We start from the raw sequence: 26,127 nt of genomic DNA on the forward strand, positions 1-26,127 counted from the left end.
ATGGTATTCAGCAGCCTACTTTTCCTATTCCTGTTTCTGCCGGCTGTCCTTGCTCTCTACTATGCTTCGCCTTGGCGAAGCAAAAACCTCATATTGTTCTTAAGCAGTCTGGTGTTTTATGCTTGGGGCGAACCCGTCTACATTGTAATTATGTTACTGTCCACCGTTACGGATTACGGCTTTGGTCTACTTCTTAGTAGACCGAAGCTAAATGCGGTACAGCGCAAGTGGATTGTGGTTAGCTCTATGATCATTAACCTAGGCTTGTTGTCGTATTTCAAATATGCAGATTTTCTCATCCAAAACATCAATGAACTTCTCGGTACACATATCCCTTTAACTGATTTACCATTACCCATTGGAATTTCGTTCTATACCTTTCAATCCATGTCCTACATCATTGACGTCTACAGAGGAACTGCTAAAGCACAGCGGAATTGGATAGATTTCGGTACGTTTGTAGCTTTGTTTCCGCAATTAGTAGCCGGGCCCATCGTTCAATATAACACCATAGCAGAGCAATTACGTAAGCGTTCCGTGGATATCCCTATGTTCGCAGTAGGCGTACGAAGATTCATTATCGGACTAGCCAAAAAAGTACTGCTCGCTAATAACATCGGTCTGCTCTGGCACACCATATCCAGCTCCAATCTAGATTCAATGCCCGCTTTAACCGCTTGGCTTGGCATTATTGCGTTTGCTTTTCAGATCTATTTTGATTTCAGTGGATATTCCGATATGGCCATTGGTCTTGGGCTTATGTTCGGCTTCCGGTTTAACGAAAACTTCAACAAACCTTATATTTCACAGAGCATTACCGACTTTTGGCGAAGATGGCATATTTCCCTTAGCAGTTGGTTTCGTGACTACGTCTATATCCCACTTGGTGGTAATCGGCGAGGATTAGGTATTCAAGTGCGCAATATCCTCATCGTATGGCTACTCACGGGAATCTGGCACGGGGCAAGCTGGAATTTTCTACTCTGGGGATTATACTTCGGGGTGATTCTTATCTTTGAAAAATGGTGGGGATTAAAGCTACTAAGCCGCTTACCGCGCTGGACTAGGCATCTCTATGCCATTGTACTTATCCTCATCGGATGGGTCTTGTTCGCCTTTGAAGAACTTCCGTTAGTACTTAGCTATTTGCAAGCGATGCTCGGCTTTAACGGCCAGCCGCTGTGGAATACAACTACTCTATACTTCACTTACACGAACGCGATTCTACTCTTAGTATTGATTTTAGCCTCTGTGCCTTTGAAACTCTTCAAGCGCATGGGTTCTAGAACGATTCCATCCCTTGTCTGGTATGGTGTACTATTCTTCCTATCTATCGCCTACTTGGTAGACGCAACCTTTAATCCATTCTTATATTTCAGATTCTAACCATTAGGGGGGTGATTGTTTATGAAGCAGCGGACCGATCGAATACTAGTGGCGGGATTTGTCACGACGCTTTTTCTGATTGGAATAACCTTTTTCTTGCTGCCTGTTCAGCGTTTCTCCGAGCTAGAGAACCGATATTTGCAACGCGCTCCACATCTGACGTGGGATAATTTATTATCCCGTAAATTTGCGGATGAGACTGAAAGCTTCGTAACCGATCATTTCCCTTTTCGAGCCAAATGGGTATGGGTCAAATCGGCGGTGGAGCAAATGAGGTTGCAGCAAGAAAATAACGGGATCTATAAAGGGAAAGACGGCTATCTTTTTGAAAAATTCGAAGCACCTGATTATACAAAGGTTCAGCAATATGCAGCGGCAGTGAAACGATTTGTCGATAAAAATACTGAAGCCAAGATGACCTTTCTACTTGCGCCGACATCGGTAGGCCTGTACAACGAGCGATTGCCCTGGCTAGCACCGGTATATTCGCAAGCCGAGGTGAATCAACAGATTGCTCAGGATGTAGAGGATAGCCTAACTTTTATTAATGGATTTGATGTTCTTGCTCCGCATGCCGCAGAGGCCATTTATTATCGGACTGATCATCACTGGACAACCTATGGTGCTTATTTGGCTTACGTAGCCTATGCTCAAAGTATGGGGTGGCAGCCTCTGTCACAGAGCGAATTCCACATGGAGACGGTGAGCGATTCGTTCCTTGGAAGCTATCATACGCGGAGCCAATTTATCGGAGTGGAGCCAGATTCCATTCAAGCGTATAAGCCCGTAAATGATACATCCACCAAGATGCACATTGTAGATACCGGTGAGACTCTAACAAGTATGTATGATCCAAGCTATTTGGAGAAAAAAGATAAATACTCTTATTTCCTAGGCGGCGTTCATGCCCTTATGAAAATCACAAGCCAGCTTGATCCTAAAGTAGTCAAACAGGAAAAGCTGCTCGTCATCAAGGACTCCTATGCGCATAGTCTCATCCCTTTCCTGACTCAGCATGTGCCGGAAATCCACGTGATCGACATCCGTTATTATAACGGGAGTATCAGTGAGTATATCGCTCAGAATGAAATCAAGGATGTATTGATGCTGTTTAATACGGCTACTTTTGTTGATAATGCTTCGATCTTGAAGCTTAACTGAAGGTATTGTGATGGATTAGGTGATGGCTAGTGGTAGTGCGATGAATATGGTGACGGGGCGTAACTACGGGAATGTTGTGGGCTGAATATGGTGCGGGCCGTAACTGCGGAATGTTTGGACTTTCGGTCGCTGTTGTCTCCAGATTTCTTTATTTATACCGTTTTTAACGGTTGAAATCCAGAGACAAAGGCGAACGCTCCGCTCCTACAGTTCCAAAATTCCCTCCTTTACTTTTAACCATATTTAATTGGGGATAAATCTAAGTTTGAAAGTTTTAATCCTTGAACATTTCCATCTTGAAAATTTCGTTATTAAAGTGGTCGACAATTCTGATGTATAAATTATGATCATTCAATACTCTCTCTGGGTGTGTTGTCCAGAAATTCAGTCTGGAATTGAGAGGAATGAATTGTGTTTCGTTCACTAATTCACCAACTCTTATAAGCGTATTCCCTTCCGATAACGTAACACCTGAAGAACTATTATCAGAACCCAAACTGATGCTATACCACTTATCTTTATCTAGACCATCGGCGTCCACCACAACCTCTATGACTCCATTTGCAAGACTAAATTTAGAGATGGAAACTTTAATATTATTCATTTCCTTAACAAAAAGCTCCACATTACCATTACCATTAGCCTTAGATTTAGAATTTTGACTACTAGTGAATTGATATATATTCATTATGAGGCTGATTATGAGTATAAGAGTTATAACAATAACTGAAGATTTCTTAAGAGACATTTATCCTCCCTCTATCAATTATTCACTTTTACAAATTACGGTTTAATTAACTCGAATATACCAAATTGCTCAATGTTCTGTAAACAATTGTTATAGACAAAGATACCCCTACCGATAGACTTTTTAATAGTGTCTACTCGATAGGGCACAAGTTTAAGTGCTGGTTGAGCTTCTTTTCATTCCTCAAACAACAAATCCAGTATCCGCTCATCGGCTTTACGATTCTTCCCTAAGGGTAACAATGAATATGAATCGCTGGATTGAAATTGATCTCAATAATACTGAAGCTGGGGCGATTAATATGGTGCGGGAATGTTAGACTTTCGGTCGCTGTTGTCTCCAGATGTTTTTGATTTTACCGCCTTCAGCGGATAACATCCGGAGACAAAGCATATGCTTCCGATGCGAGCTTTCCTTCGGAAAGCTTTCAGGCGAACGCTATCGCTCCTACAGTTCCAAAATTCCCTCCGTTACTTTTCACCATATTTGTGTGGGGTAAATAATAAGATCAAAACCGGAGTTTGATCAACTCGAGATCACCTGCAATGCGTTCGGACACCAGGATCCTTATTTCCAACAATTGCGTTGTTTTGGGATGCTAACGGACTCCAGAGTCTTTAATGGACTCAAAACACATGATATCGCCCCTGATTATGATGATTAACGTCTCTCGAGTCCGCAACTCGTCCGAAAGGCCTCAATATGCGTGAATAGCTGCATCTGAGTCCGTTACACATGAGCAAGGGGCCGTAATAGTAGTTTGATTGCACAATGTGCAGTAGATATTATTTTTTCAGGGGCGGAAAGGGCGTTTTCTAGTGTACCATCTGCAATGAAACGTCCCCAACCTCAAACCAAACACTAAAACTAATATACGAGTCCTCTAACGTGGCTTCGTATTTCAGATCATTCTTAGCTAGAATCTCCGCGACGATGGACAGGCCAAGTCCTGTTCCGGAGATTTCTTTGTTTCGAGACTCCTCGATGACATAGAATGGGTCCCAGATATACGCTAAATGCTTCTCTGTCAGTAGCGTAGTTTTATTAGTGATGGTGAATTTCAGAGTATCATGAGTGTCACTCGCTAGTGAGATTGCAAAGACGTTATCTTCCCCATATTTAATGGCATTACTAATTAAGTTGTTGAATATAATTTCTATCTGGCTGATATCCTCTTCAACGATGGATCGTTCAACCGAATGGAAGTCGGTCTGTAAGGTCAGGTTTTTATTTTTGAGCGTAATATTATATTGTGAGATCACTTTGAGTAGAAGCTCTTTAAGATCGAATTTTTCTTTATGCACTTCCGTCTTTTGGATCTTGGACAGTTTAATTAAGTAATCCACCATATCCGACGTATATTTCACCTGCTCCAAAATGATATCCGTATACGTGCCATCATCCAGATCGTCTTGAATACCAATCGTATAGGCTTGGATTAAGGATAACGGTGTTTTTACCTCATGTGAAATACTTGAGATCAATGTGTTTAAGCTTTGATTTTTCTTCTCCAGTTCTGCATGGGCGCTTTTCAGGCGCTGACTCATCTGGTTAATGCTTTTGGACAATTCTTCGATTTCATCCCCCGATTTAATCGTCACTTGTTTAAAATCGAGATTGGAGATATCCTTCGCCACATCCTGCAATTGCTCTAACGGTGTAATGATCTTCCTCGAAAAATAGGCCACTAACAGCAAACTGATAATAATCCCCAAAAGGATGGAATAGAAGCTGAATTGATTTACGATGTCTAAAGCATCTGTATTGTGTACAACTACAGTGCTGATAAGGATCAGATTGCCATCCTGCTCGTATATTTTCATTAACAGACTGGACTTCAATTTTCCCTGATTAAATAAAAGATTGACCGTATTTCCTTCGTTTACCTTTTGCAAAACCTCTTCCGTGATCCAGAACTTATTGAGTGCTACCTTCTCTTTAAACAGAGCAAATTGTAAATTATCGTTAATTTCTGCTACGCTTCCATGGTTTTTAACCCACACAATCGTTGCGTTATTATTGTTCTCGATCTCTGTTTCATTGTCCATAAGCTGATCCAGACTAAGATCCTTTACTTCGTCATAAATGGCGTTAATTTTAGTTTTCATCTTGTACAGGTAATAATCGGACGAGAAAAAGTTGTGCAATAAATAGGACGTCCCAAACACAATCAGCAGAATGATACTTACCATAATCAATAACTTGGTGCTTATTTTATTGATTTTTATCATGGAAGCTGTACCCCATTCCCCTATGTGTAATCACGTGGTCAGCCCCAATCTTATCGCGCAATCTCTTGATATGTGTATCCACGGTTCGTTCTTCACCAAGGTAGTCCATCCCCCAAACGGAAGATAACAAAGCATCTCTAGACAAAATCCGGCCTTTATTCTCATATAGGAAGGTTAGCAATTCAAACTCTTTTTTATAAAGGGACAGCTCCTCCCCATTCTTGTACACTTTCTTCCGCTCAAAATCGATTTCTAAGTCCCGTATTGCAGCTACTTTTTCGGTACCCAGCATTTTTTTGATTCTCAGCATTAAAATCCGTGGATCGAATGGTTTTCTTATATATTCATCTGCACCTATATCTAAAGCGCTAAATTCATCGTCATGGGAAGATCGGGCGGTCAGCATCACCACCTTGGCTAGACTAACCTGCTTGATTTCATTACACACCTCAATCCCGCTTCGCTTAGGCATCATCCAATCCAATACCACAAGATCGATCCTATTCGAAAAAAAGAGCTCAAGCGCCTCCTCCCCATCCGCAGCTACCCAAACGTTATAGCCCTCTTTTTCAAAATAAGTCTTCAATATCGTGGTCATATGCTTCTCATCATCGGCAATTAGAATGTTCAAGTCGCATCATTTACTCCTTTCTTTCAAGGCCTTTCTGCAATACTTCCCATATCGGGCTGTCCACTACTTTCCGAGGGGGCTGTTCGCCTTTCTCTATTGCTTGCCAATATTCCCAAGTTGGGGGCTTAGTGCCTAGCTCATAATCCATACCATCCCAAGTATCCTCTCGGAAAGCATAAAACGCCCAGTGCCAGCCGAAATCATCAAAAATCGAAATTAAATCCGCCATATATTGATCTGCACCTTTTACGAGTCGATTCGTTCCAAACTCTTCTGCAACAATCCGATTTGCGGGTATGTTATGTTCCTTTGCCCACTGCGCAACAGGTTCTAGAAATTCCTTTAAGGCTTCTTTATTAAAAGCTTTTTCCGTTTTATTGTCCCCAACCTTTATCGTTCCAGGATATTCATAGGTTAACCCTTTTTTCTTATTTTGACTGGTTAGCTCATAAGGCTCGTACATATGAAAAGCATACAACACATTCTCATCTTCGATCGGTTTCAAATATTTAAAGGCCCAAGGTGTAGCATACAGGCCAGAATTTACGATAATTGGCGTCTTGGAATCTACGGTACGAATAGCAGTCACTATCGTTTCATATAACAGATTTAAATCCGCAGGGGTGTTCTCCACTGAGCTATACCATTCGCTGTAATCCTGTGTCCAGAAATCATGAAATCCCGTCGCGGTCTCAGGATGTGGTTCATTAATCAGGTTATAACCGATCACCGCAGGGTGATCCTTCAAACGACTTGCTAGATCTCTCCAAAACACTGCCGCTTGTTCATGATAACTGAAATCTTTCCATATCCGATCATCATTTTTATAATTGTTGAACTGCCTCCAGCGATCTCCGGGGAGACTGAGGATGGTCAGCACCACTTTTGAACCCCGAGCCTCGGCTGCATCTAAGTCTGCTTTTAACTCAGCAAAATCCTCTTCAACAAGCCCTTCATACTTATCTGCATTCCCTATTAGAAAATCTTTATCCGGGTTCACGTCCGGTTTGTCATTAAACAAATAATCGCTGTCTTTTGCCCATTTATCTGGTGCTAATCGAATGAACTCAATATTCTGCTCTTTAGCAGCTTCATAGTTCTCCGGTAATGATTTTGAGTTCATGAAGTTTGTTCCTTTTCTCTGCGTATCCCAGAAGGCTAGCTTCTCATTCCTTTCCTTCTTCTCTTCTTTCTTCAGTTCATGATTGGCTTGCGGTGTTACTGAACTGCATCCTACAACCAACAATAAGATCAAAACGATAAAAGCTTTTGATTTCTTCATTTTCTCACCTCGCAACCTATCGTAGCGAATCTCTGTTACAAGAGTGTCACACAGGTGTGGATATTAAGCCATACAAATAGGTAATTGATGAATTTCATACGAATCCAAGAGATGTCCCCCCTTCTCTCATATTATATTTCTAGGAGGTGAGTATAATATGACAATCCAGTTTGTTGATTTAAGACTTTCCAACCAAGCTGCTTCGGATAATACACCCGTGGTCATTCCACTAGCAGCAACCCCTCTGGTGTTTGGGGATATTGGTATTCAGACTGTAGGCGTATCGCCTGATAATCAAGGCAATGTCCGCGTACTTTTGGCGGGATTTTTAAAAGTAGAGAACAACCCTCTTTTCAACACAAATACTATTATTGTTCGCAGAAACGGCACGATCATCTTCACAACAACATTTGGCGTAGCGATCAGCAGAGAAAATGAAGCTTTTGGTTTCACAGCAGTGGATGTTCCGCCGCCGCTGGCTGTCGCAGCAGGTCAAATTCAATACACTGCAGAAATCTTCACAAATGCAGCTGCCACAGATGCGTTTAATAACGTCCAAGCCAGAAACTTTAGTGGCGTCGCAGCAGCGGGTAACTCCTAGCGTTAATAACATGTAGTGAGTTGATGCGCGAATTGGCGCATTTAAGAGAAGAAGCTCAACCCAAAGTTACAGGTTGAGCTTCTTTTTTATTCCCCAAACAATAAATCCAAAATCCGTTCATCCGCTTTGCGATTCTTCCCTTTATAGGGATAACAGTGAATATGAATCGCTGGATTAAAATTGATCTCAATAATGCTATAGTTGGTATCCGTTGCCTCTTCTTCAATATTATCAATCATCATATCTACACCACAAAAAGTGGCCCCCGCAGCTTTAGCCGATTGGATCGCTATTTCTTTATAGCTGTCTGGTATCTCATCTGTAAAATCTAAGCTGTCTCCACCTGTGCTAATATTAGAGTTTTCTCGTAGATAGATAACCTCATTTAATGAAGGAACATCACCCCAAGCCCGAGCATGGTTCTTCAAGAACATTTCTTCTGCTTCGCCGATTTGAATTTTTTCAAGTGGCGTTTTGTAGCCATGACCTCTTAACGAGTCCCTATTCTTCTCGTGGACCAACTCTTCTATCGTATGTACACCATCACCGACCACATTGGCCGGAACCCGGTGCAATACTCCGACTACTTCATCACCCATCACTAGAAAACGATATTCTTTTCCTGTCATAAATTCCTCAAGCAGCACAGTTCGATCATGCTCGAAGGCGATCGTGAAGGCTTTTTGATAATCATCTTTGGAGAATTCGTCTGTAAAAATGGTAATGCCTAGTCCAAAATTCGTTGATTTGGGTTTGATCACGATCGCTTTATTACGGTAAGTTCCATAGGCATTCATAGCCTCTTTAAGATTTCGAAAAGCCTCTCCTGCCGGAACGCGAATCCCTTGTTGTCTGAGAACTTCCTTCGTAACAATCTTATTCTCCATAATGAGTACCGTGCTATAAGAATCTAGAGAAGTCTTCGTAGCTTGCTTAATGTATTCTTTATGATCGCCTTTAGTAAGGACTACGAAATTCTCCTCCCGATCAATCAATTGAAATTTAATGCCGCGTTTAACTGCTGCCTTCAAAAGCAACTGTGTAGACAGCTCTAGATCCTCATATCCGGCAAATTTATATCCGTTCTGAAGACTTTCCTTAGTATATTGTTTAGCTTTTTTCAGATGATATTGTACAAAAGAGGATTGCTGAACTTCTGACTTCACAATCACAGCAAAACTCCTGTCTGGATTTAGAATCTTATCCTTAGCTCCGTTCAGAACGTTCGAGAACTGTTTATCCTCTGGGTTCAACAGCTGTATCATCTCTTGCATCTCTTGAATACAAGTTAAAGCCTTCTGCTCCATCGTTTTACAAGCATCTCCATAATCATGCAAGCAGCCCTTTATCCCCTCCATGATCAGTTGATCATGATTGAGATTCGCCATCTTTTGATCCTCTACATCGAAAGGTTCGTCCTCCTTCAGTAGCATATATAGAATAAACAGATGGATAAAAACCATCGTTTCTTTGCTGATTCCTATTTTATACAGTGGATTCAGGTCAATAAAACGAAGCTCCAGATAGGCTATCCCATCTTGTATCAATTCTTCTAAAGGCTGTTTGCCTCTTGCTGTCTTCAATCTAACCGGACTATAAAACTCTTTTACACTTAGCAATTCTTCCGATTCGATCAACGCTTGTAAATCATGTACATACTCCTCAAGTGAATTAAAAGATACATATAGGGGTTTTTCATTTCGATACCCGCATTCGCTGTTCCGAAGTGAATTCATATTCAGATAATGAAAGCTTGTTTCGTCATCTGATTCGCTACGTGCCACACATTGTTCCATATAAGTCTTATCGAAGACAGGACTGGCACCTGTTAAATAGATGAGAAGCCAGCGGTATCGCAATAGGTTGCGGGCTATTTTTAAATAGGTAGCATCTTTGAAATCTTTAAAGCTCAACTGCGGATTAACTGTGTCATGAAGCTGTCTAAGAAATTGTTCGTCAAAAGAGAAATTGTAATGGATCCCGCTCAGCAATTGTCTTTTGCGACCATACTTGTCTGCTAGCTGATGTCTATATTCGTCCTCTACCGGATTGCCCATCTTAGCTATGGGAATGTCCTTATCATTCGGTAACATAGGCGGATTGCTGCTTGGCCACAGGTATTCTTCATGAAGCTCAAGCGAAACAATATCCTGCAGCGCCTCCATGAAGCTATAAGTCTCATCAATAGAATCAAACGATGGGGTGATCATTTCCACCTGACTCTCTGAGAAATCGGTTTGAATATAAGGGTTCTCCGTTTTCTTGCCAAAAGCTTTCGGATGCGAAGTCAGCGCAAGTCTTCCCTCTGGATCAACTCTGACATTTTCTTTCTCCAAACCAAATTCGCCGTGAAAAAGCTCCTTATTCAATTGGCTATCCTTTAGAAGCTGTATAAGTTTATGATTTAATAAAGCCATTTCTACTTTCACCCTTTGCTTATAGGTTTACCTGCTGTTTATTCATTCTGAACAAAGATCTCCTAAACCAGAACACAAGAATAACTCCCTTGAACACACTGCTTAGTGCGATCGACATCCACACCCCATTTAAACCAAAAGGCTCGGATAAGACTAAGGCTAGCGGGATTCGGAGTGCAGTAAATGTAATGCTGAATATAGGCGGAATATGGGTTTGACCGATGCCGTTAAATGCACCCACTGTCATCAATTCCAGACACATGAACAATTGTGAGTAACCGATAATCCGCATATAATCCGCGCCCAATGCCAGACTCGTCTGATCTGATAAAAACAATGAAAATAGCTGCTGCGGGAATGCAATAAATATAAGCGATACGATCACACCAAAGATGGAGGTTAAGATCAAGGCCTGACGATACCCCTGCCCAATACGATCCAATCGTCGCGCCCCATAATTTTGACCAAAGAAGGCGGCAATAGCTCCCTGTAGTCCTCCAATAGTCATATAGGAAATGGATTCAATTTGAATCCCGACTTTTTGAACCGCAATGGCATCCGCTCCAAAACGTACAATGATCTTGGCGATAATGATCGATATAATCGTAAAAGTAACCCTTTGGATCGTAATCGGAAGCCCCATGCGAATAACTTCTTTCATTTGAAGTCTGTCCCAGACCGAAGTATTTGAAATAAGCTCTGAATTTCTTGTCTTTATGACAAATAGAGCTGTCACTAATAGGTTTGCCGTTAACGTTGCTATGGCTGCCCCCGCTACTCCCCATCCCTCAAAGCTGCCCCATCCAAAAATCAAGAACGGATCCAGCACAATATTAACCATAAGACCAATAGAGAAGATCTGAAACGGCTGTTTACTATTTCCCATGGCATTTAAGAGCGTTGCGAATAACGTGTTCACGATGGAAAATACCGATCCAAATATCGAAATCATAAGAAATTGTCTAGCCATTCGTTCAACTTCTTCACTTCCAAGATCAAAAAAACCTATAAGCTGATTCTTGGTCAACAGAACTAAACTCATATAGAGAAGTCCTAATATAATAGACATCATAAAGCCGTTCTTCATATAAGATTTAGCCTTCTCTATCTGACCAGATCCCATACAATGCGCTACCTTAATCCCTGTACCGATCGTAATCATGGTCGATAATGCAATCGCTAGATTAATGAAAAAACTCGCCGTGCCAATCGCAGCAACAGGACCACTTCCTAATCTTCCAACCCATATCATATCGACAAGACCATAGGTGGTAGAGATAAAATTCGTCGCAATAATGGGAAGCGTTAATTTCATTAAGGTAGGCATAATAGGGCCCTGAGTCAAATCGTTTGCGCCCTTCAAGTCCTTCAAGTCTAATAACTCCTTCTTTATCTAATTTAAAAACGACCTTAAAGGGTCGAAACACTTTTTCAAGCCTATTATATAACCGAACACTTATATAATCAAATGATTATATTCGATTGATTTGTAGACATAAATGCAGAACTCCTTAAAAGTATAAATTATTTAGACATTAAGAAACAGTTCCTAGCGCACAATGTGCCACGCGGAGCTGTCTTTTTTCCATAATAATCAGTGGGCGATAGAACAGATCTTTCTAGCGGAGAGGGATTGCATAAAATTTCCTGTTTTTCGATCGAAAGACTATTGAAAACGATTAAAAGTTCGCTTACAATAAAACTAAACAAAAGTTCTATATTTATAGAACTAATTAGTGAATTAGCATCTTACTCAAAGAATGGAGCAGCTTATGGATTATAAAGTAGAAGTCGATTTTGCCCCCATGTATGAATGTGTTAGTAGTATGACTGCCTTTCTAAGCAAGCAGAACCATACTGCCATGGATTCCGGTAAGCTCTGGGTACGCGAAGTCCAAGCAAGATTTGCGCCGATGCTGCTTCGTAAAATGCAAGACGTCGTGAAGAAACTCGATGACTTCAGTTTGGCTCCCTACATTTGGTGCTGTCCTGGTGAGCGTTCGGTTAGTAGCTTTCTGGATTGGTTCGACGGGTTAACTTCGGGCGAACTATATGAAATATCTGGACGTTTCGGCCAATCGGTTCCCTCCAATCTTGCGGAACTTAGGGACATTGCCTCTGACATCCTGCGCGAATGGAATGCGGGATACTTCAGTGGAATCGACCCTAAAATCATCGAGGGACTTGAGCTGGAAGCTGAGTCCAGACGAACGATGCTGAACGGGAACAATGACATGGAAGTCTTTGAAGCAGCAACCGATGGAATGCGCCTCTATCCAACTGAGCATCTAAAGCAGGTCATTATCATTCCGCAATATCATGCTCGTCCATTGGTTACTACCTCCATGTATGATGAATTCGTATTCACTAGCTACTCTTGTGATGTTCTCCCTCCGGAAGCTGGACGCCCTGCTCCAGCACTACTTCGCCTTACCCGAGCACTCTCGGATGAGACGCGGCTGTTTATCCTTCGTTTACTCACAGGCAAACAGCTCAATTTCACAGAAATCGTGCGGGAGGTCGGACTTTCCAAAAGTACAATCCACTACCATCTTATTGCGCTGCGCGCAGCTGGGCTGGTCATTGTCCATACCAATGGTAAAAGCACTTCGTACAGCCTGCGATTGGAAGCCTTAAATGGGCTCCCCCAGCAGATTGGGGCGTATCTGGAGAGTTAGAAAAGGAGCTACTAAGCTATGATAAAACGCAGCTATTATGGTCTACTCTCGACCATTACTTTAAGCGCTTTTGGAGATGCTTTTGGCTTGCTAGCTATGGAGTGGCTCGTCTATGAGCTGACTGGCTCCAAGCTAGCGATGGGAGCACTCGCGCTCAGCTCCGGTATACCTGAGTTGCTGCTGCGTTTGCTCGGTTCACCGCTGTCCGATCGGTTGCACCGGGTTCGTTTTATGGCCTGCTTGGCAACCATTCGCTTGCTGGCTATAGCACTGCCACTCGGCATGGGTCTGGCTGGTCAATTGCAGCTGTGGCATCTGTTTGTCGCCGCAGGTCTCAGCGGAGCCTGCGCCGCATTGTTCATGCCAACGGCGATGGCTGTTATCCCCGGCGTTGCCGATAGCCGAAAGCTGGTGCGGGCTTTTGCTATCATCGATGGCAGCAAAAGTGCAGCAGCCCTGCTGGGGCCCGCCTTAGCTGGGGCGTTGACCGCTGCCAGTGGAGCGCTGCCAGCACTTAGCATCAACATGTTATGTTACATTGCGGCCATCACTACCTTGCTGTGTTTACAGAAGCTGCCGAAGCCTGCTCCAACCCCCGGCCGTTTCTCCATCACCGTCTACGTTCGCGAGATCGCCGAGGGTTTCACCTTCTATAAGCAATTTCCTGCAATGCTTACGATTATGATGATGGCCTCCATCAGTAATTTAAGCTCAATTGCCGTCTGGACCATGATGGTTCCTTTTGTACGCGAAGTGCTCCACCGCGATGCGGCGACGATGGGCACTTTGAGTACCGTTTTCGCACTTGGAACCTTAGTCGGACTAAGCATTATTTCCATGATAGGGGAAATTAAAAAAAGACGGCTTGTCATGCTCGGCAGTCTGGGGACCATAGGTTTAGTGACTACATTATGGGGGCTATTCCCTAGTTTTTCTTTTGCTCTCGCCGCCGTGTTCGCCACTGGAACGTTAGGCCCCTTCTTCGGCTCCTTAAGCTCTTCACTCCATGGACGTCTAGTTCCAAGCAATCTGCAAGGAAGAGTAAATTCTATCCGATTTCTGATCGGTGGCGGCTTGCAGCCTTTTGGTGCTTTTGCCGGCGGTGCGATTGCCCAGCTATATGGTGTGCCTGTACTTTTCGTAATCGCCGGACTGCTTCCAATGCTCTGCGCCAGCGCAGCCTTGCTGCTTCCCGGACTCAAAGCGCTGGATGGTGATCTCTCTACCCTTGAAGCCACTCATCGGCAACCCGATGCGGCGGTTCCCCCGCACGGTGTTGTCGCTGAACGATAAGTCAAGATATGTAGAAGAGTTCACTGATTCTAATAGAAACAGCGATAGCTATGGACAAGGAAATCACGTCCTAGACTAGCGCTGTTTACCTATCGAAAAATCTGAATTCCATCTTTCTTTAAATCCTTTCATGCCTAGATCTTTGAAGGCGGCGGATGGCAGTCTGTTTTTTTATAGTCTTGTTAACGTTCCATTCACACTACTCTGATAATGTCTATAAGCGTTAGGTGGATGATCATCCAAGCCCAATAAATGATGATACGGAGGATAATAATGTTAACATCTATGAAAAAAAGACTGATCGCTAGTCTAACCCTATTGGCTGTGATTGTTGCCGGATTAGGTGCGAGCCTGATATTACCTGGGAATCATGCCTCGGCCGAGACCAAGACGGATCAAGCCGTGCTACCCATAACTCAGACTGAAGCCCCTGCCAGTCTCGATGATACCGAGAGTCTCACTACCTTCGTTGATGGCATCATGGAAAAGGATATGAATCGACTGCAAATTCCGGGAGCGGTCATCTCCATCGTAAAGAACAACAAGATTATTTTGGCCAAAGGTTATGGTAGTTCCAATCTGGAAAAGGCAACACCCGTTGACCCGACAACCAGCATGTTTCGAATCGCTTCAACGACAAAGCTGTTTACCTGGACAGCCGTGATGCAACTGGTCGAGCAAGGCAAAATTGATCTGGATACAGATATTAACACCTACCTGAAATCAGTGAAGATCCCTGCTACTTATCCTGAGTCGATCACTATGCGCCATTTGATGACACATACAGCAGGGTTCGAAGAAGGTGGCGTTGGTTATCAAATCACTACAGACCCTGCCAAATTGCCGGGGTCAATCTCGGAAACACTCAATAAGCATATGTTGGCACGAGTAAGACCACCCGGACAGATAAGTTCTTATTCAAACTACGGTGCTACACTAGCAGGTCTAATTGTAGAGGAAGTTAGCGGTGTTCCTTACAATGATTATATAAAAAAGTATATTTTTGATCCGCTCGACATGAAATATTCGACTGTAGTAGAACCTTTGCCGGAGTCATTCATGCCCAACAAAGTTGTGGGGTACAAGAGCGAGAACGGCAGTTTTATTCCAGGCACACCTACATTCGAGGGCGGATTTCGTCCTGCCGGCTCTGGTACCGTATCTGCAGTAGATATGGCGCACTTCATGATCGCCCATCTGCAGAATGGTAAATATGGTGATCAGCAGATTCTGAGACCCGAGACAGCAGAACTAATGCATTCAACAGCATTTCAATTCGATAAACGTCTGCCAGGAGTGGATCTGGGGTTCGCAGAGAAACGAATCAACGGACTCACGTTGATCACTCATGGTGGTTCTGACCCCATGTTTAATACGGAATTATATCTTGTGCCTGCCAAGCATGTAGGCATCTTTGTATCCTACAACGGCGGTGAGGGCGGTGATTCCGCAGCAGACCTCATCCAAGCCTTTTTCAACCGCTACTACCCTGCTCCTGATGCTAGTCGGCCTGAATTCATCGCTTCTGATGAATCTATTCAGAAATATGCAGGAGCCTATGAATTTACCCGCCGAAACATCAGTGATATTGATAAGTTTTTCAACTTTTTCCTTCAGCTGAATGTCGCGGTTGAGGATAATAAGCTATCCTTGGGAAGTGGTAGTGAACAACAGTTATATAGAGAAGTCGCTCCGAATCTGTTCCAACTCGAGGGAGGTACCGAACAAATTGCCTTCCGCACGAATGAGTCCGGTAAGGTTACACATATGCTTTTGGGTATGGCACCGGATATGCCGCTGGAGCGTACCCCACTCTTAGATCAGAATAAATTTTGGCTTATCGCACTAGGGTTCTCGGGATTGATTTTCATCACTTCATTGCTTGGACTAATCTTCTCCAGACGCAAGATCAAGGCGATGACGCCTCCGGAAAAACGGGCCATCCGACTATCTGCGGGAACTGCTGGTTGGGCGCTGCTATCTTTCGTCACGATATTTATGGTGGTTATGTCCATGGACACGATGCAGAAGCTCAGCGGGATCAGTCTTTCGCTTTCTCTCAGTTTAGTTATGCCAATCATTCTGGTTGGTCTGACTCTAGCTCTGCTAATCTCGGCTATACTGGTTTGGAAGAATAAATACTGGACAGCTTTCAAGCGTGTGCATTATACGTTAGTGGCGTTTTCGGCTGTGGCGATGACTCTGTTCTTCTACTATTGGAACCTGTTGGGTTGGCAGTTCGGATAACGCCATTACTTGCCAAGAACAAAACAGATATAATGAAAGCTTAATAGAGGAGGAAAATCGTGGCTACTATACTTATCGCTGATGATGATGATAACATCCGAAAGCTAATGTCTTTATTTTTGCGAAAAGAAGGTTTTGACCTCAAAGAAGCCAGGGATGGTACCAAAGCGTTGTCCATTATAGAGAACTCGCGAGTCGATCTCGTCATTCTAGATATTATGATGCCAGGATTGAATGGTTGGGATCTGTGCAGAGAAATCAGGCGCTATGATGCCAACATCCCCCTCCTCATGGTGACGGCTAAAGCGGAATCTGCACACAAAGTGAAAGGCTTTCAACTCGGTACGGATGACTATCTGACTAAACCGTTTGATCCACTTGAACTCGTACTGCGAGTAAAAGCTTTGCTTAAACGCTCGCTGGTCGTTTCTTCACAGTCTGTGCAGTTGGGCAATGTGGCGCTCAACCGCCGCACTTTTCAGGTCACGCGTGGTGAAGAACCGGTTACGATTCCTTTAAAGGAATTTGAGCTGCTGTTTCTGCTGGCCAGCCATCCTGGGCAAATCTTTACAAGAGAACAGTTAATCCTCCAAATCTGGGGATTGAATTATGTAGGAGACGGCCGAACTGTAGATGTGCATATAAGTCGGTTGAGGGAGAAATTCAGCGGCAATGGCGAGCAATTTCAAATCGAAACGGCCCGCGGCCTGGGATATCGGCTGATCCCTACGCCATGATCAAGACGTTGTATGTACGCGTCATTCTCACGTTTCTAGGCATCATTATCTTTAGTCTAATCTGTTCCTTTTTCATTGGTTTGTATGTCTTTCAGAAACAAATAAGTTATGAGGGACAGAATGAAATGATCGTAGTGGGAAAAGAGATCATTCACCGCTATGATGACGCTAAACCAAAGGATGCGGACGAGTTCCTGAATAGTATGGTTAAGGTATCCGCATACCCTATCCACCTGTACAATCATGCCGGAGAACATACTTTTTATGGGCTCAAAGGTAGTCCGGCTGTCAATGTCCCTCCCGAAGCTGTCAAACAAGTACTGCAAGGAAAGTTCTACCGTTCCTCCACGGAAGATAAGGATACTTTTATCGGGATGCCCTTTATGTTGGATGGGGAGTGGCGTGCGATGTTCTTGCAGTATTCTGCTGAGAACGAAAATATCGTCAATCGGATGGTGCTCTTTGTGCTTTTGCTCGTGCTTTTGCTGGGTAGTGTATGCATTCTTTTTGCCGCCAGATATTTGGTAGAGCCGATCAAAGCACTGACGAATGCAACAAAAAGGCTGGCCAAGGGTGATTTCGAGGTGGAGCTTAAAGTGAACCGAATAGATGAAATCGGGGAATTGACACAAAGCTATGTGGAGATGGCAGGAGAGCTGAAGCAGTTGGAACAGATGAGGCAGGATTTCGTATCCAACGTTTCACATGAAATCCAGACACCCCTCACGTCGATTTCCGGCTTTGCCAAGGCGCTACTGAACCATGATTTAATCGTGGAAGAGGAACGCAGCGAATATCTTGATATCATCATTGCGGAGAGTGAACGTCTGTCGAGGCTAAGTGATAATTTACTGAAGCTCGCTTCCTTGGATTCTGAACATCATCCCTATAGCGTAAGTACCTTCAATCTTGACGAGCAGATTAGAACCATCGTTGTGACCTGTGAGCCCCAATGGTCAGCCAAAGGCATTGTTATCGATCTTGAACTGCCGGAAGCGATTAAAATTAAGGGTGATGAAGATCAGCTGAAGCAAGTATGGATGAATTTGCTCAGCAACAGCATCAAATTCACACCGGTAGGCGGGAATATTCGCATCAGTATAGATAGTAGTGCAACAGAAGTATCCGTCACCATCAGCGATAACGGAATCGGGATCTCCCCGGAAGAGTTCAACGCTGTATTCCAAAGGTTTTATAAAATAGACAAGTCGCGGAGTGGAAACAACAATGGCAATGGTCTGGGACTCGCGATCGTTAAAAAAATCATCTCCCTGCATCAGGGAAGCATAGAGCTGGACGGTGCGGTTGGAGAGGGAACGACGATTATCGTTAGGCTACCTTGTGTTAGAACAAAATCACCCCACGGGTGAATAAGCTTACAAGCCAGCGGTCATTTGTCTGCTGGCTCTTCTTTTTTCGCCAAGGTTCCATTACATACTGGACAGAAAAACTCTGGCGATTCTCAGTTCTCCAGTTCATACGAGCACTCGGCCACTATAAATTCAGGTACTGGATAGCTTCCAATTCGTCCATATTCTGCGCAGTTACTCTAAGTACAGAGTCCCAAAATCACAGCTGCAATGAAAATCTGGTTTATTCGAATGAACTCTGCTCCATGTTCCAAAGTGCGGATAGGTCGTATCGTCGCCGCACTTGTAAAAGTTTCCTCGCATCCTTTTTCCCGGCACTGCCCGAAAATCCGAAAAATATGATTGTACCCAAGCCCATGGGATCGAAAAGCTTAATTCCCAATACACTTCCCCTTTAACATTAATTTGATCCGTGGTGGATAGGATGTGGAAAAGTGCCGGATTGATAGTGATTGGGAAGCGATCATACCGATCCGTTCCTATCTGTAAGAGAATTGTGCCATTCGCATTGAATTCGAAATTCATATAGCGCTGGTCCGAATCCGGATCAGGCTGAAAAAAGAACTCGATGCAGCTATCCTTATACACGGGATCATTCATGTTTCTATATGTTCGTATTGGATTCTTTTCGTAAACCTTAAACTGAATCTTCAGATCCTCCTGACTGTAATTTAATCTCGCTGTAACGACCGGAGTATACCCTTTAAGCCATTGATACTGCTTGATGATCTGGACTTCTTCTGTATCTGAAACATCCGTCTGATTTGTCTGGCGGGAAATTACTAAGGTTTCCAATTTTCTTTCCATGGTTCATTCCCTTCTGTTCGCAGTCTCGATCCCCGAGATTTCGTACGGCCGTCTGCCGTTACCTGTATTTGCGGATGAAGGAGACCGCCCGCTCTATATCCCTCTCGGGCGCATCCCCCACTTCTCGCTCGATGGTCAGATACCCCTCGTATCCGATCTCCTGCAAGGCGGCGAAAGTAGGCGTCGAAATCCACCTTTCCCTCGCCCAACGGAACCTCCTGGAATATGGCACCGGAGCTTACAAGCTCGGCAATCCGTTGATGATCCAGCGGCTGGTACCCTATGGCACCGTACACATCCCTCGGATCGACCGGCTGATACCGAATGCCGTCCTTCACATGGGTGTGGACGATATAGTCCTTCAGCAGGTGTACACCCTGGACCGGGTCATCCCCTGTTACCATCACCATGTTGGCAGGGTCGAAATTCACGGCTACCCCTCTGCCTCCAAGGGTATCGAGAAAGGCCCGGAGATGGGCTGCCGTCTCCGGACCCGTCTCCAAAGCGAAGTACCCCTTCATCCTCGAAGCATAATCACAGAGTTCCGCACAAGCCATAAAATCAACCTCCTCCCACCCACCCTTATTTCGCGCAGGGTAACGTAATTCCTTCATGGATCGCCTGGTCGGCCAGGAGAGCGATCTCCATCGCCCGACAAGCATCCTCCATTGACGGTATAGCGGGCAAGTTGTTCTCCAGCATGGACAGGAAATAGTCCAGTTGGGCACCCGTAGGCTTCACGGAGAAGTCCATATTGATCTGCCGGATCGTTCCTTTCCGGTAGTCTTCAACCTCGACCAGATTTCCCAGATGCTGCTCCTCCCGCGGTCGATCGTTCTTGTAGATGATGCGGATCCTGCCTGCCGGTCCGATGAATTCCTTCCGGTTGTCAGTCGGCATCCCCTTGCCCCACCCCGTCTCGAAGTAGCCGATGGAGCCGTCCGATAGACGGAGGGTCATGAGTCCGTAATTGTAAGTGTACGGCGGGACTTCTTCATAGAGACGCTGACCGATCCCGTTGACGCTTACCACGTCCGCCCCTGTGGCCCAACGCATCACATCGATATAATGGACGCCGCAATCCACGATCGGTGAGACGTCCCGGAGCAGGGACAGGTGGGAATCCCAATTGTTGGAGGGTTTCAATTGGGTTAACCGAATAACCAAGGGGAAGCCGATGGCGCCCTCCCGGATCATCTTCATAACCGCCTGGTACGTGGTGTTATGGCGAAGAATATGACCGATCAGCACCTTGGTCTTGGCTCCACGGGCCAGCTTCATGAATTCCTGCGTTTCCCGTGTATTACCCGCCATTGGTTTCTCGCATAGGATATGCTTCCCTGCAGCGACGCAAGCTTCTGCTATCTCCAGATGGGAAGAAGGGTACGTGGCGATAATGACCAGATCCACATCGTCACGCTCGATCAAGGCCCGGTAATCCGTGCTCCAACACTCGGCTCCGTATTGGCTTGCCACTAATGATGCCCTGTCCCGGTTCCAGTCCACTACGCCGATTAACCGGACCCGCTTCTGCTGTGATATGGCGTCCAAGTGGAGAGAGCCCATATAACCGCAGCCTATCACGACCGCCCCGTACCTTTTCATGATGCATCCATCCTATTCTCACTCATTGAGGTTATTTTATGTTGATTCAATGCATATCCCACTCTTACATTTGCATAATCCCGGATTACTAAAGAATAATTTTCGTCTTGTTATGATACCTTATTACCTTTATTATATAAGAATGGTGGAGAGTTTTATTTAGCTATGAAAGTTACTTTTTGCACGATTCCGTTATTCTATCTAATTCTATATAAGGACTTGATGAGAGCTAGAAGGTGCCGCTAAAATGGGAACAACAATTATCGTTAGGCTACACTTGTCTTAGAATCAAAAAACAGGAGATGCTCCGGTGTACCGGAGCATCTCCTGTTTTTTAGGTTAGATCTAGGAGCATCGTAACTCAATGCTTTCTAGTCACTACCGCTCCCCTTCGGCTAAAAACCGAAGGGGGGTTCTTTGAGCCTTCCTTCGGTTTTGGGTTTGGTGTTCGCGCTGAAAGCAGCGGAGAGAACGGACTGATTGTGGAAAAGCGGAGCGTTCGCCTTTGTGTCCGGATTTTACCCTAGGGGGAAAAATTCAAAAAATCTGGACACAACAGCGATTGTAACAACAGTCCGTTCTCGGAGCGTCCGCCAGCGCAAAGCGCACAGCGCCTAGCACAAACAACCGCCAAACACCCTAAGGCTCAATCAAACCATACTTCGTTTTTATCCGATCCAACTTTTCAATCATAGGCTTAGCAATGAAAAAGAGGAACACCACCGTAGAAATCGCATGCACCATATCAAACCAAAAGGCTGAAATATAAGTGGTCATCAAAGCTGACCATGAGAACTCAGCAGTGAACATCATCAGCGAGCCTATATTGATAATGCCTCCATAAACTAAGAACGTCGCTAGACCTCCGAAGATGCACAGAGACAGCTTAGTCTTTTTAAGCAGACCCTTCTTGAAGAAAATGCCCGCCAAGAAACCAATAATGCCAAAACAGAACATTTGCCAAGGCGTCCAAGGTCCCTGCCCAAAGAAGAAATTTGAGACGAAGCCCGCAACAGCGCCCACCAGAAATCCTGCTTCAGCCCCTAAACTCACACCTGCGATGATCACAATAGCTACAACCGGCTTAAACTGTGGCAACATGAAAAAGGCTGCGCGTCCCGCCACCGCAATAGCTGCTAACACCGCTATGACGATGAGCTCCCTCGCCTGCGGCTTCCGTTTCTCGAACACGAGCGCAAAAGGAAGCATCGTATAGATAATGATCAAGAGACTGATAAAGTAATATTTCCGATCATCTAACACGAAGATACCTAACAATATCGTAGCCGGAATAACTATGAAGATTAATAGTGCCGCTAATAAAGTTCGACGACTCAAAGGGCGACCTGTTACCTGCTTCTTTGACATAAATCAATCACACCCTCTATCGTTACTCCCTCACTCCATACATGTCGCGCCATACGGTTGGCGGCAGTTGTATAGAAGCTGTTTCCCGCAAAAAACTTCTTCGCTTCATTCGTAGTAATGATACTTCCATCAAAGAACATCGCGCAAACCTCAGCATACTTGGCACAAAATTCAACGTCATGCGAAACCATTACGATAGTAACACCTTCGGCATTAAGCTTTTGCAGGAATAGGGCTAGCTTCTCTTTGAATGGCCCATCCAATCCTTTGGTCGGTTCATCCAATAGCAGGATTTTCGGTTCTAACAAAAGCACTTTTGCCAGCGCCGCACGCTGCTGCTCTCCACCACTTAGATCATACGGGTGCATGGAGAGGAGATGTTCTAGTTCTGCGAACTTAACCACGCTCTCTACTCTGGAGGTTTTTTCTTCCTTCGTTAAAGGGAGCTGGGATAACATCTCGTACAAATCTAGCTCAACTGTTTTTTTCACAAATAACGTTTGCGGATTTTGCGGGAGGATGCCCAGATTGTTAGTAAACAATGCTTTGGTATTCATCTTCGCAGGGTTGTTCCCGCCGATTAATACCTTCCCTCTGTAGGGCTGGAGGATGCCACTCATCAGTGACAGGGTTGAGGTCTTGCCTGTTCCGTTCCCACCCACAATGCAGTAGAACTGCCCCTGCTTTACTTCAAAAGACAAATCTTTAATGATGTCCGATCCGTTTTTATCATATTTAAACCATACATCCTTGAATTTTATGACTACAGGGCCGTCCTCTTTCGTACTTGGCCGAGATTCTGCCATCGTTGCAGGTGTCTTATCCTCTAGAAAAGCATCCAGCCATTGGCGTCCTTCCTTCACTGTAACGGGCCAAGCTAAGTCATTCTCTACTCCTGCGTAAATTTGCATCGGTGAAGGCATAGACAGAAACATCGGATGGTTCAGCTTGCTTAAAGCTTCGCCCACCTTTTGCGGAGTGTCATCGGCAATCAAGACTCCTTCATTCAGAACGATCAGCCGATCTGTAAGCGGAAGAACATCCTCTAGACGGTGCTCGGTCATAATAACGGTTGTTCCTAGCTCACGATTAATTTTTTTGACCGTCTCCAAAAAATCGGAAGCCGCGATTGGATCTAGCTGGGAGGTTGGCTCGTCAAGAATTAAAACAGAGGGATGCATAGCCATTATGGATGCTAAATTAAGCAGCTGCTTCTGACCGCCCGAAAGCTCAGTCACACTTTTATGAAACCAGGTCTGGATTCCAAAAAAACTGGCCATTTCAGCCACGCGCAGACGAATCGTAGAATTGTCATAGCCTAAGCTTTCAAGTCCGAAGGCCAGCTCATGCCACACCTTGTCAGTCACAATTTGATTGTCCGGACTTTGCAGTACATAACCGATTTCCGCTGCCTGTGTCCGCCCATCGATCTCTTCTACAGGTTGACCCTTATAATAAATCGCCCCTTGGCGTGTGCCGTGTGGGGTTAGGATTGATTTCAGTTGTCTAAGTAAGGTGCTTTTGCCGCAGCCTGACTTTCCACAAATCGTAATGAAGTCTCCGCTTGCAATCGTAAGATTAATATTCGAAAGAGCTGCTTGCTCTTGTTCAGGAAAGGTAAAGCTTAGTTCTTCGATTCGATAGATTTCCATTTCATTGCCTCCACCATATTGATGAGCACAGGGATCATACATAACGCAAAATAAGCGATATATATAAGGATACTAAAAGGTGTAATTGCGCTCGCTTTAATCGACGGATAATATCTCATCGTGTTCTCACCCATTGCTGCACCTACAGCTACCATCGCAATTAAACCTGTCATAATCAAAAGGACTACTTTGTCCCGGGCATCTAAACGAAAGATCGAAAAGCTTGTACGTCCCGGCAATCCATACCCTCTTGATTTCATGGAATCCGCCGTCTCAATCGCATTTTCCAAAGCCCAGGTGGTCATAATCGAGAGGATTGTAATCCCATTCCGCGCACGCGCGAGAAGATTTCCCTGTGTGACATCCCTGCCTATACATTTTTGAGCATTCGAAATCACCTTGATTTGCGCTAAATATCTAGGAACAAAACGAAGCACCATCGAAAAAATCAACGACAGTGCCGGTAGTATTTTTCCGAATATATAAATAAACTTATCCGAGGTCATCACGACGTTATAACAGGAGAACCATATGATTACCGTCACAAACATACACGCCGCTGCCACGCCATAAAGAATGGATTCCATCGTAATGGGGTTTCCGTTATTTAAATAGAACAGGATCGTTACCCCTTGATGATTAAAGACAGGATTCATAATAGCCATAAACAGCAAAAAGGGGATCATATACAGCAAATTAAATTTGATCGCCTTTTTTCCTTTTAACATAAAAGAGTAGACTATAGCACTAATCAGCCCAATAGCCTGAAAAATCGGATGCATGAACACCATGCTGAATAGCAACACAACAACAAAATAAAGAAAATTTACAAACGGATGAAAGGTAGAAAAGCTATCCTTCATTGTTTCTGTGCTCCTCCTGTGGCTCCATTACCACCTACATCTCGACCTAGATCACAAGTGTACACCCAATCAATGACATCGCCATCCTTGAGAACATAACGACTACTGCCGTAGTTAGGGAACCAGCCATTTACTTTGTACATCCAGCCACTAAGCTCTCCAGCATCAAATTCATACAGATTATTTATGCCTTCAATATAATTACTGTTATAGATCGGAGTCATGCTGAATTCCATATGGATTTTATTCTTCTTCATTTCTCTTAGTAAAACATCAAACACAGACTCGCCTTCATAGAAGGTTACCTTTTGCGCTTTATAAATGATACCATCTGCCGGCAATACTTCAAGCTTATCCTTATTGAAAATATCCATGTTATCTAAAATGGTTGCCGCCGAGACGGACAAAGTAGCCGTTAATTCTTTCTTCTTATTTACCGTTGCAGCTTGCCATTCCACTGGCTTAGGTTTGCCTGTTGGGACGGGATCAGTAAGAAACTTATCCTTTTTCGCTTCTTGCTTCGTTTCTGTTGTCGCTACTTTTGAATCTGGTTTTGCTACGGGTTTTGTCGTCGCTTTCGTTTCCGGTACGGACGTTTTAGCCGCTTTCGGTGTTGCGGTCGGTTGTGTCTTTGTAGCCGGTTTTGGTGTTACGGTTGGCTTTATAGCCTCTGTTAATGCTGCAGTTTCTGTTGGAGCTACTGTTTCTGCTGACGTTACCTCTTCAGTTGGCGCTACCGTTTCAACGGGCTTAGCTGTTTCATTAGGTGTAGCTGACGGTGCTATCTCCTTTGTCTCGGGATCGCTTGACGCTGTAGGCTCTGTATCAACATTCTGAGTGGAAGTGGTGTTGTCAGATGCTACTTCGTGAGACTCAGCACTATTGCTCGCAACCTTGTTCGGGCTCTTCTGGTAATTCCCACCCCAAAAGAAGGCGATCGCCAGTACACCAATAATTAGTATTGCTGTTAACCATTTTTTCTTGTTCATTTCTTAAGTTCCCCACCTTAAATAATAAGCAAGGGTATACATGCTACCCTTGCTTATCTCT

At 44.3% G+C, this 26,127-nt stretch carries 20 protein-coding genes and 1 pseudogene; 8 read left to right on the top strand and 13 right to left on the bottom strand.

Annotated elements, in window-relative coordinates; all coding sequences use genetic code 11:
* Nucleotides 1–1,386 (top strand): MBOAT family O-acyltransferase, encoded by a 1,386-nt coding sequence (locus NSS67_RS30415; protein WP_339317503.1) that lies wholly within the window; start codon nt 1–3, stop codon nt 1,384–1,386.
* A gap of 21 nt (nt 1,387–1,407) precedes the next feature.
* Complete coding sequence (locus NSS67_RS30420; protein ID WP_339317504.1) at nt 1,408–2,547, top strand: DHHW family protein; 1,140 nt, start codon at nt 1,408–1,410, stop codon at nt 2,545–2,547.
* 274 nt (nt 2,548–2,821) lie between these two features.
* Here NSS67_RS30420 and NSS67_RS30425 read toward each other — a convergent pair whose 3' ends face one another.
* From NSS67_RS30425 to NSS67_RS30440, 4 genes are all read right to left on the bottom strand, one after another.
* Nucleotides 2,822–3,295, bottom strand: coding sequence for a hypothetical protein (locus NSS67_RS30425; protein ID WP_339317505.1), 474 nt, complete (start codon nt 3,293–3,295; stop codon nt 2,822–2,824).
* Nucleotides 3,296–4,110: 815 nt separating this feature from the next.
* Nucleotides 4,111–5,526 (bottom strand): HAMP domain-containing sensor histidine kinase, encoded by a 1,416-nt coding sequence (locus NSS67_RS30430; RefSeq protein WP_339317506.1) that lies wholly within the window; start codon nt 5,524–5,526, stop codon nt 4,111–4,113.
* Nucleotides 5,510–6,157: a response regulator transcription factor gene (locus tag NSS67_RS30435; protein ID WP_339317508.1), complete on the bottom strand. Its 648-nt coding sequence runs from the start codon at nt 6,155–6,157 to the stop codon at nt 5,510–5,512. Before NSS67_RS30435 ends, NSS67_RS30430 begins: the two co-directional genes overlap by 17 nt.
* Nucleotides 6,158–6,167: 10 nt before the next feature.
* Complete coding sequence (locus NSS67_RS30440) at nt 6,168–7,439, bottom strand: cellulase family glycosylhydrolase (protein ID WP_339317509.1); 1,272 nt, start codon at nt 7,437–7,439, stop codon at nt 6,168–6,170.
* Between the two features lie 157 nt (nt 7,440–7,596).
* Here NSS67_RS30440 and NSS67_RS30445 point away from each other — a divergent pair, with 157 nt between their 5' ends.
* The gene (locus NSS67_RS30445; protein ID WP_339317510.1) at nt 7,597–8,040 is read left to right on the top strand and encodes a hypothetical protein; all 444 of its coding nucleotides are present in this window, start codon (nt 7,597–7,599) and stop codon (nt 8,038–8,040) included.
* Nucleotides 8,041–8,126: 86 nt separating this feature from the next.
* On the opposite strand, the gene gshAB is transcribed toward NSS67_RS30445, so the two are convergent.
* Nucleotides 8,127–10,457 (bottom strand): bifunctional glutamate--cysteine ligase GshA/glutathione synthetase GshB, encoded by a 2,331-nt coding sequence (gshAB, locus tag NSS67_RS30450; protein WP_339317512.1) that lies wholly within the window; start codon nt 10,455–10,457, stop codon nt 8,127–8,129.
* A gap of 19 nt (nt 10,458–10,476) precedes the next feature.
* Nucleotides 10,477–11,829, bottom strand: a complete 1,353-nt coding sequence (locus NSS67_RS30455; RefSeq protein WP_339317513.1) for an MATE family efflux transporter — start codon at nt 11,827–11,829, stop codon at nt 10,477–10,479.
* Nucleotides 11,830–12,229: 400 nt separating this feature from the next.
* On the opposite strand from NSS67_RS30455, the gene NSS67_RS30460 reads away from it, so the two are divergent.
* The 5 genes from NSS67_RS30460 to NSS67_RS30480 all read left to right on the top strand — a co-directional run bounded on the left by NSS67_RS30460 (nt 12,230) and on the right by NSS67_RS30480 (nt 18,782).
* Nucleotides 12,230–13,135 carry a winged helix-turn-helix domain-containing protein gene (locus tag NSS67_RS30460; protein ID WP_339317515.1) on the top strand — a complete coding sequence of 302 codons (906 nt, stop codon included), beginning with the start codon at nt 12,230–12,232 and terminating at the stop codon, nt 13,133–13,135.
* An 18-nt stretch (nt 13,136–13,153) separates the two neighbouring features.
* Nucleotides 13,154–14,428, top strand: a complete 1,275-nt coding sequence (locus NSS67_RS30465) for an MFS transporter (protein ID WP_339317517.1) — start codon at nt 13,154–13,156, stop codon at nt 14,426–14,428.
* Between the two features lie 285 nt (nt 14,429–14,713).
* A complete protein-coding gene (locus tag NSS67_RS30470) occupies nt 14,714–16,675 on the top strand; it encodes a serine hydrolase domain-containing protein (RefSeq protein ID WP_339317519.1) in 1,962 nt (653 codons plus the stop codon).
* Between the two features lie 59 nt (nt 16,676–16,734).
* Nucleotides 16,735–17,412 (top strand): response regulator transcription factor, encoded by a 678-nt coding sequence (locus tag NSS67_RS30475; protein ID WP_339317520.1) that lies wholly within the window; start codon nt 16,735–16,737, stop codon nt 17,410–17,412.
* Nucleotides 17,409–18,782 carry a HAMP domain-containing sensor histidine kinase gene (locus tag NSS67_RS30480; RefSeq protein ID WP_339317522.1) on the top strand — a complete coding sequence of 458 codons (1,374 nt, stop codon included), beginning with the start codon at nt 17,409–17,411 and terminating at the stop codon, nt 18,780–18,782. The genes NSS67_RS30475 and NSS67_RS30480 overlap by 4 nt, the downstream gene beginning before the upstream one ends.
* Nucleotides 18,783–18,956: 174 nt before the next feature.
* Here the strand turns inward: NSS67_RS30480 and NSS67_RS30485 are convergent, their stop codons facing one another.
* The 7 genes and pseudogenes from NSS67_RS30485 to NSS67_RS30515 form a co-directional block, all read right to left on the bottom strand.
* A complete protein-coding gene (locus NSS67_RS30485) occupies nt 18,957–19,589 on the bottom strand; it encodes a carbohydrate-binding family 9-like protein (RefSeq protein WP_339317523.1) in 633 nt (210 codons plus the stop codon).
* Nucleotides 19,590–19,647: 58 nt separating this feature from the next.
* Nucleotides 19,648–20,143, bottom strand: a pseudogene (locus tag NSS67_RS30490) (sugar phosphate isomerase/epimerase); the annotation flags it as partial.
* A gap of 28 nt (nt 20,144–20,171) precedes the next feature.
* Complete coding sequence (locus NSS67_RS30495; protein ID WP_339317524.1) at nt 20,172–21,194, bottom strand: Gfo/Idh/MocA family oxidoreductase; 1,023 nt, start codon at nt 21,192–21,194, stop codon at nt 20,172–20,174.
* Nucleotides 21,195–21,833: 639 nt separating this feature from the next.
* On the bottom strand, nt 21,834–22,562 hold the full coding sequence (locus NSS67_RS30500) for an ECF transporter S component (RefSeq protein ID WP_339317525.1): 729 nt from the start codon (nt 22,560–22,562) through the stop codon (nt 21,834–21,836).
* Nucleotides 22,544–24,214 (bottom strand): energy-coupling factor transporter ATPase, encoded by a 1,671-nt coding sequence (locus NSS67_RS30505; RefSeq protein WP_339317526.1) that lies wholly within the window; start codon nt 24,212–24,214, stop codon nt 22,544–22,546. The genes NSS67_RS30500 and NSS67_RS30505 overlap by 19 nt, the downstream gene beginning before the upstream one ends.
* The gene (locus NSS67_RS30510; protein ID WP_339317527.1) at nt 24,187–25,077 is read right to left on the bottom strand and encodes an energy-coupling factor transporter transmembrane component T; all 891 of its coding nucleotides are present in this window, start codon (nt 25,075–25,077) and stop codon (nt 24,187–24,189) included. Before NSS67_RS30510 ends, NSS67_RS30505 begins: the two co-directional genes overlap by 28 nt.
* The gene (locus NSS67_RS30515; protein ID WP_339317529.1) at nt 25,074–26,066 is read right to left on the bottom strand and encodes a DUF4430 domain-containing protein; all 993 of its coding nucleotides are present in this window, start codon (nt 26,064–26,066) and stop codon (nt 25,074–25,076) included. Before NSS67_RS30515 ends, NSS67_RS30510 begins: the two co-directional genes overlap by 4 nt.
* Nucleotides 26,067–26,127 lie beyond the last annotated feature (61 nt).

This window comes from Paenibacillus sp. FSL R10-2734, assembly GCF_037963865.1.
GTDB lineage: Bacteria > Bacillota > Bacilli > Paenibacillales > Paenibacillaceae > Paenibacillus_AQ.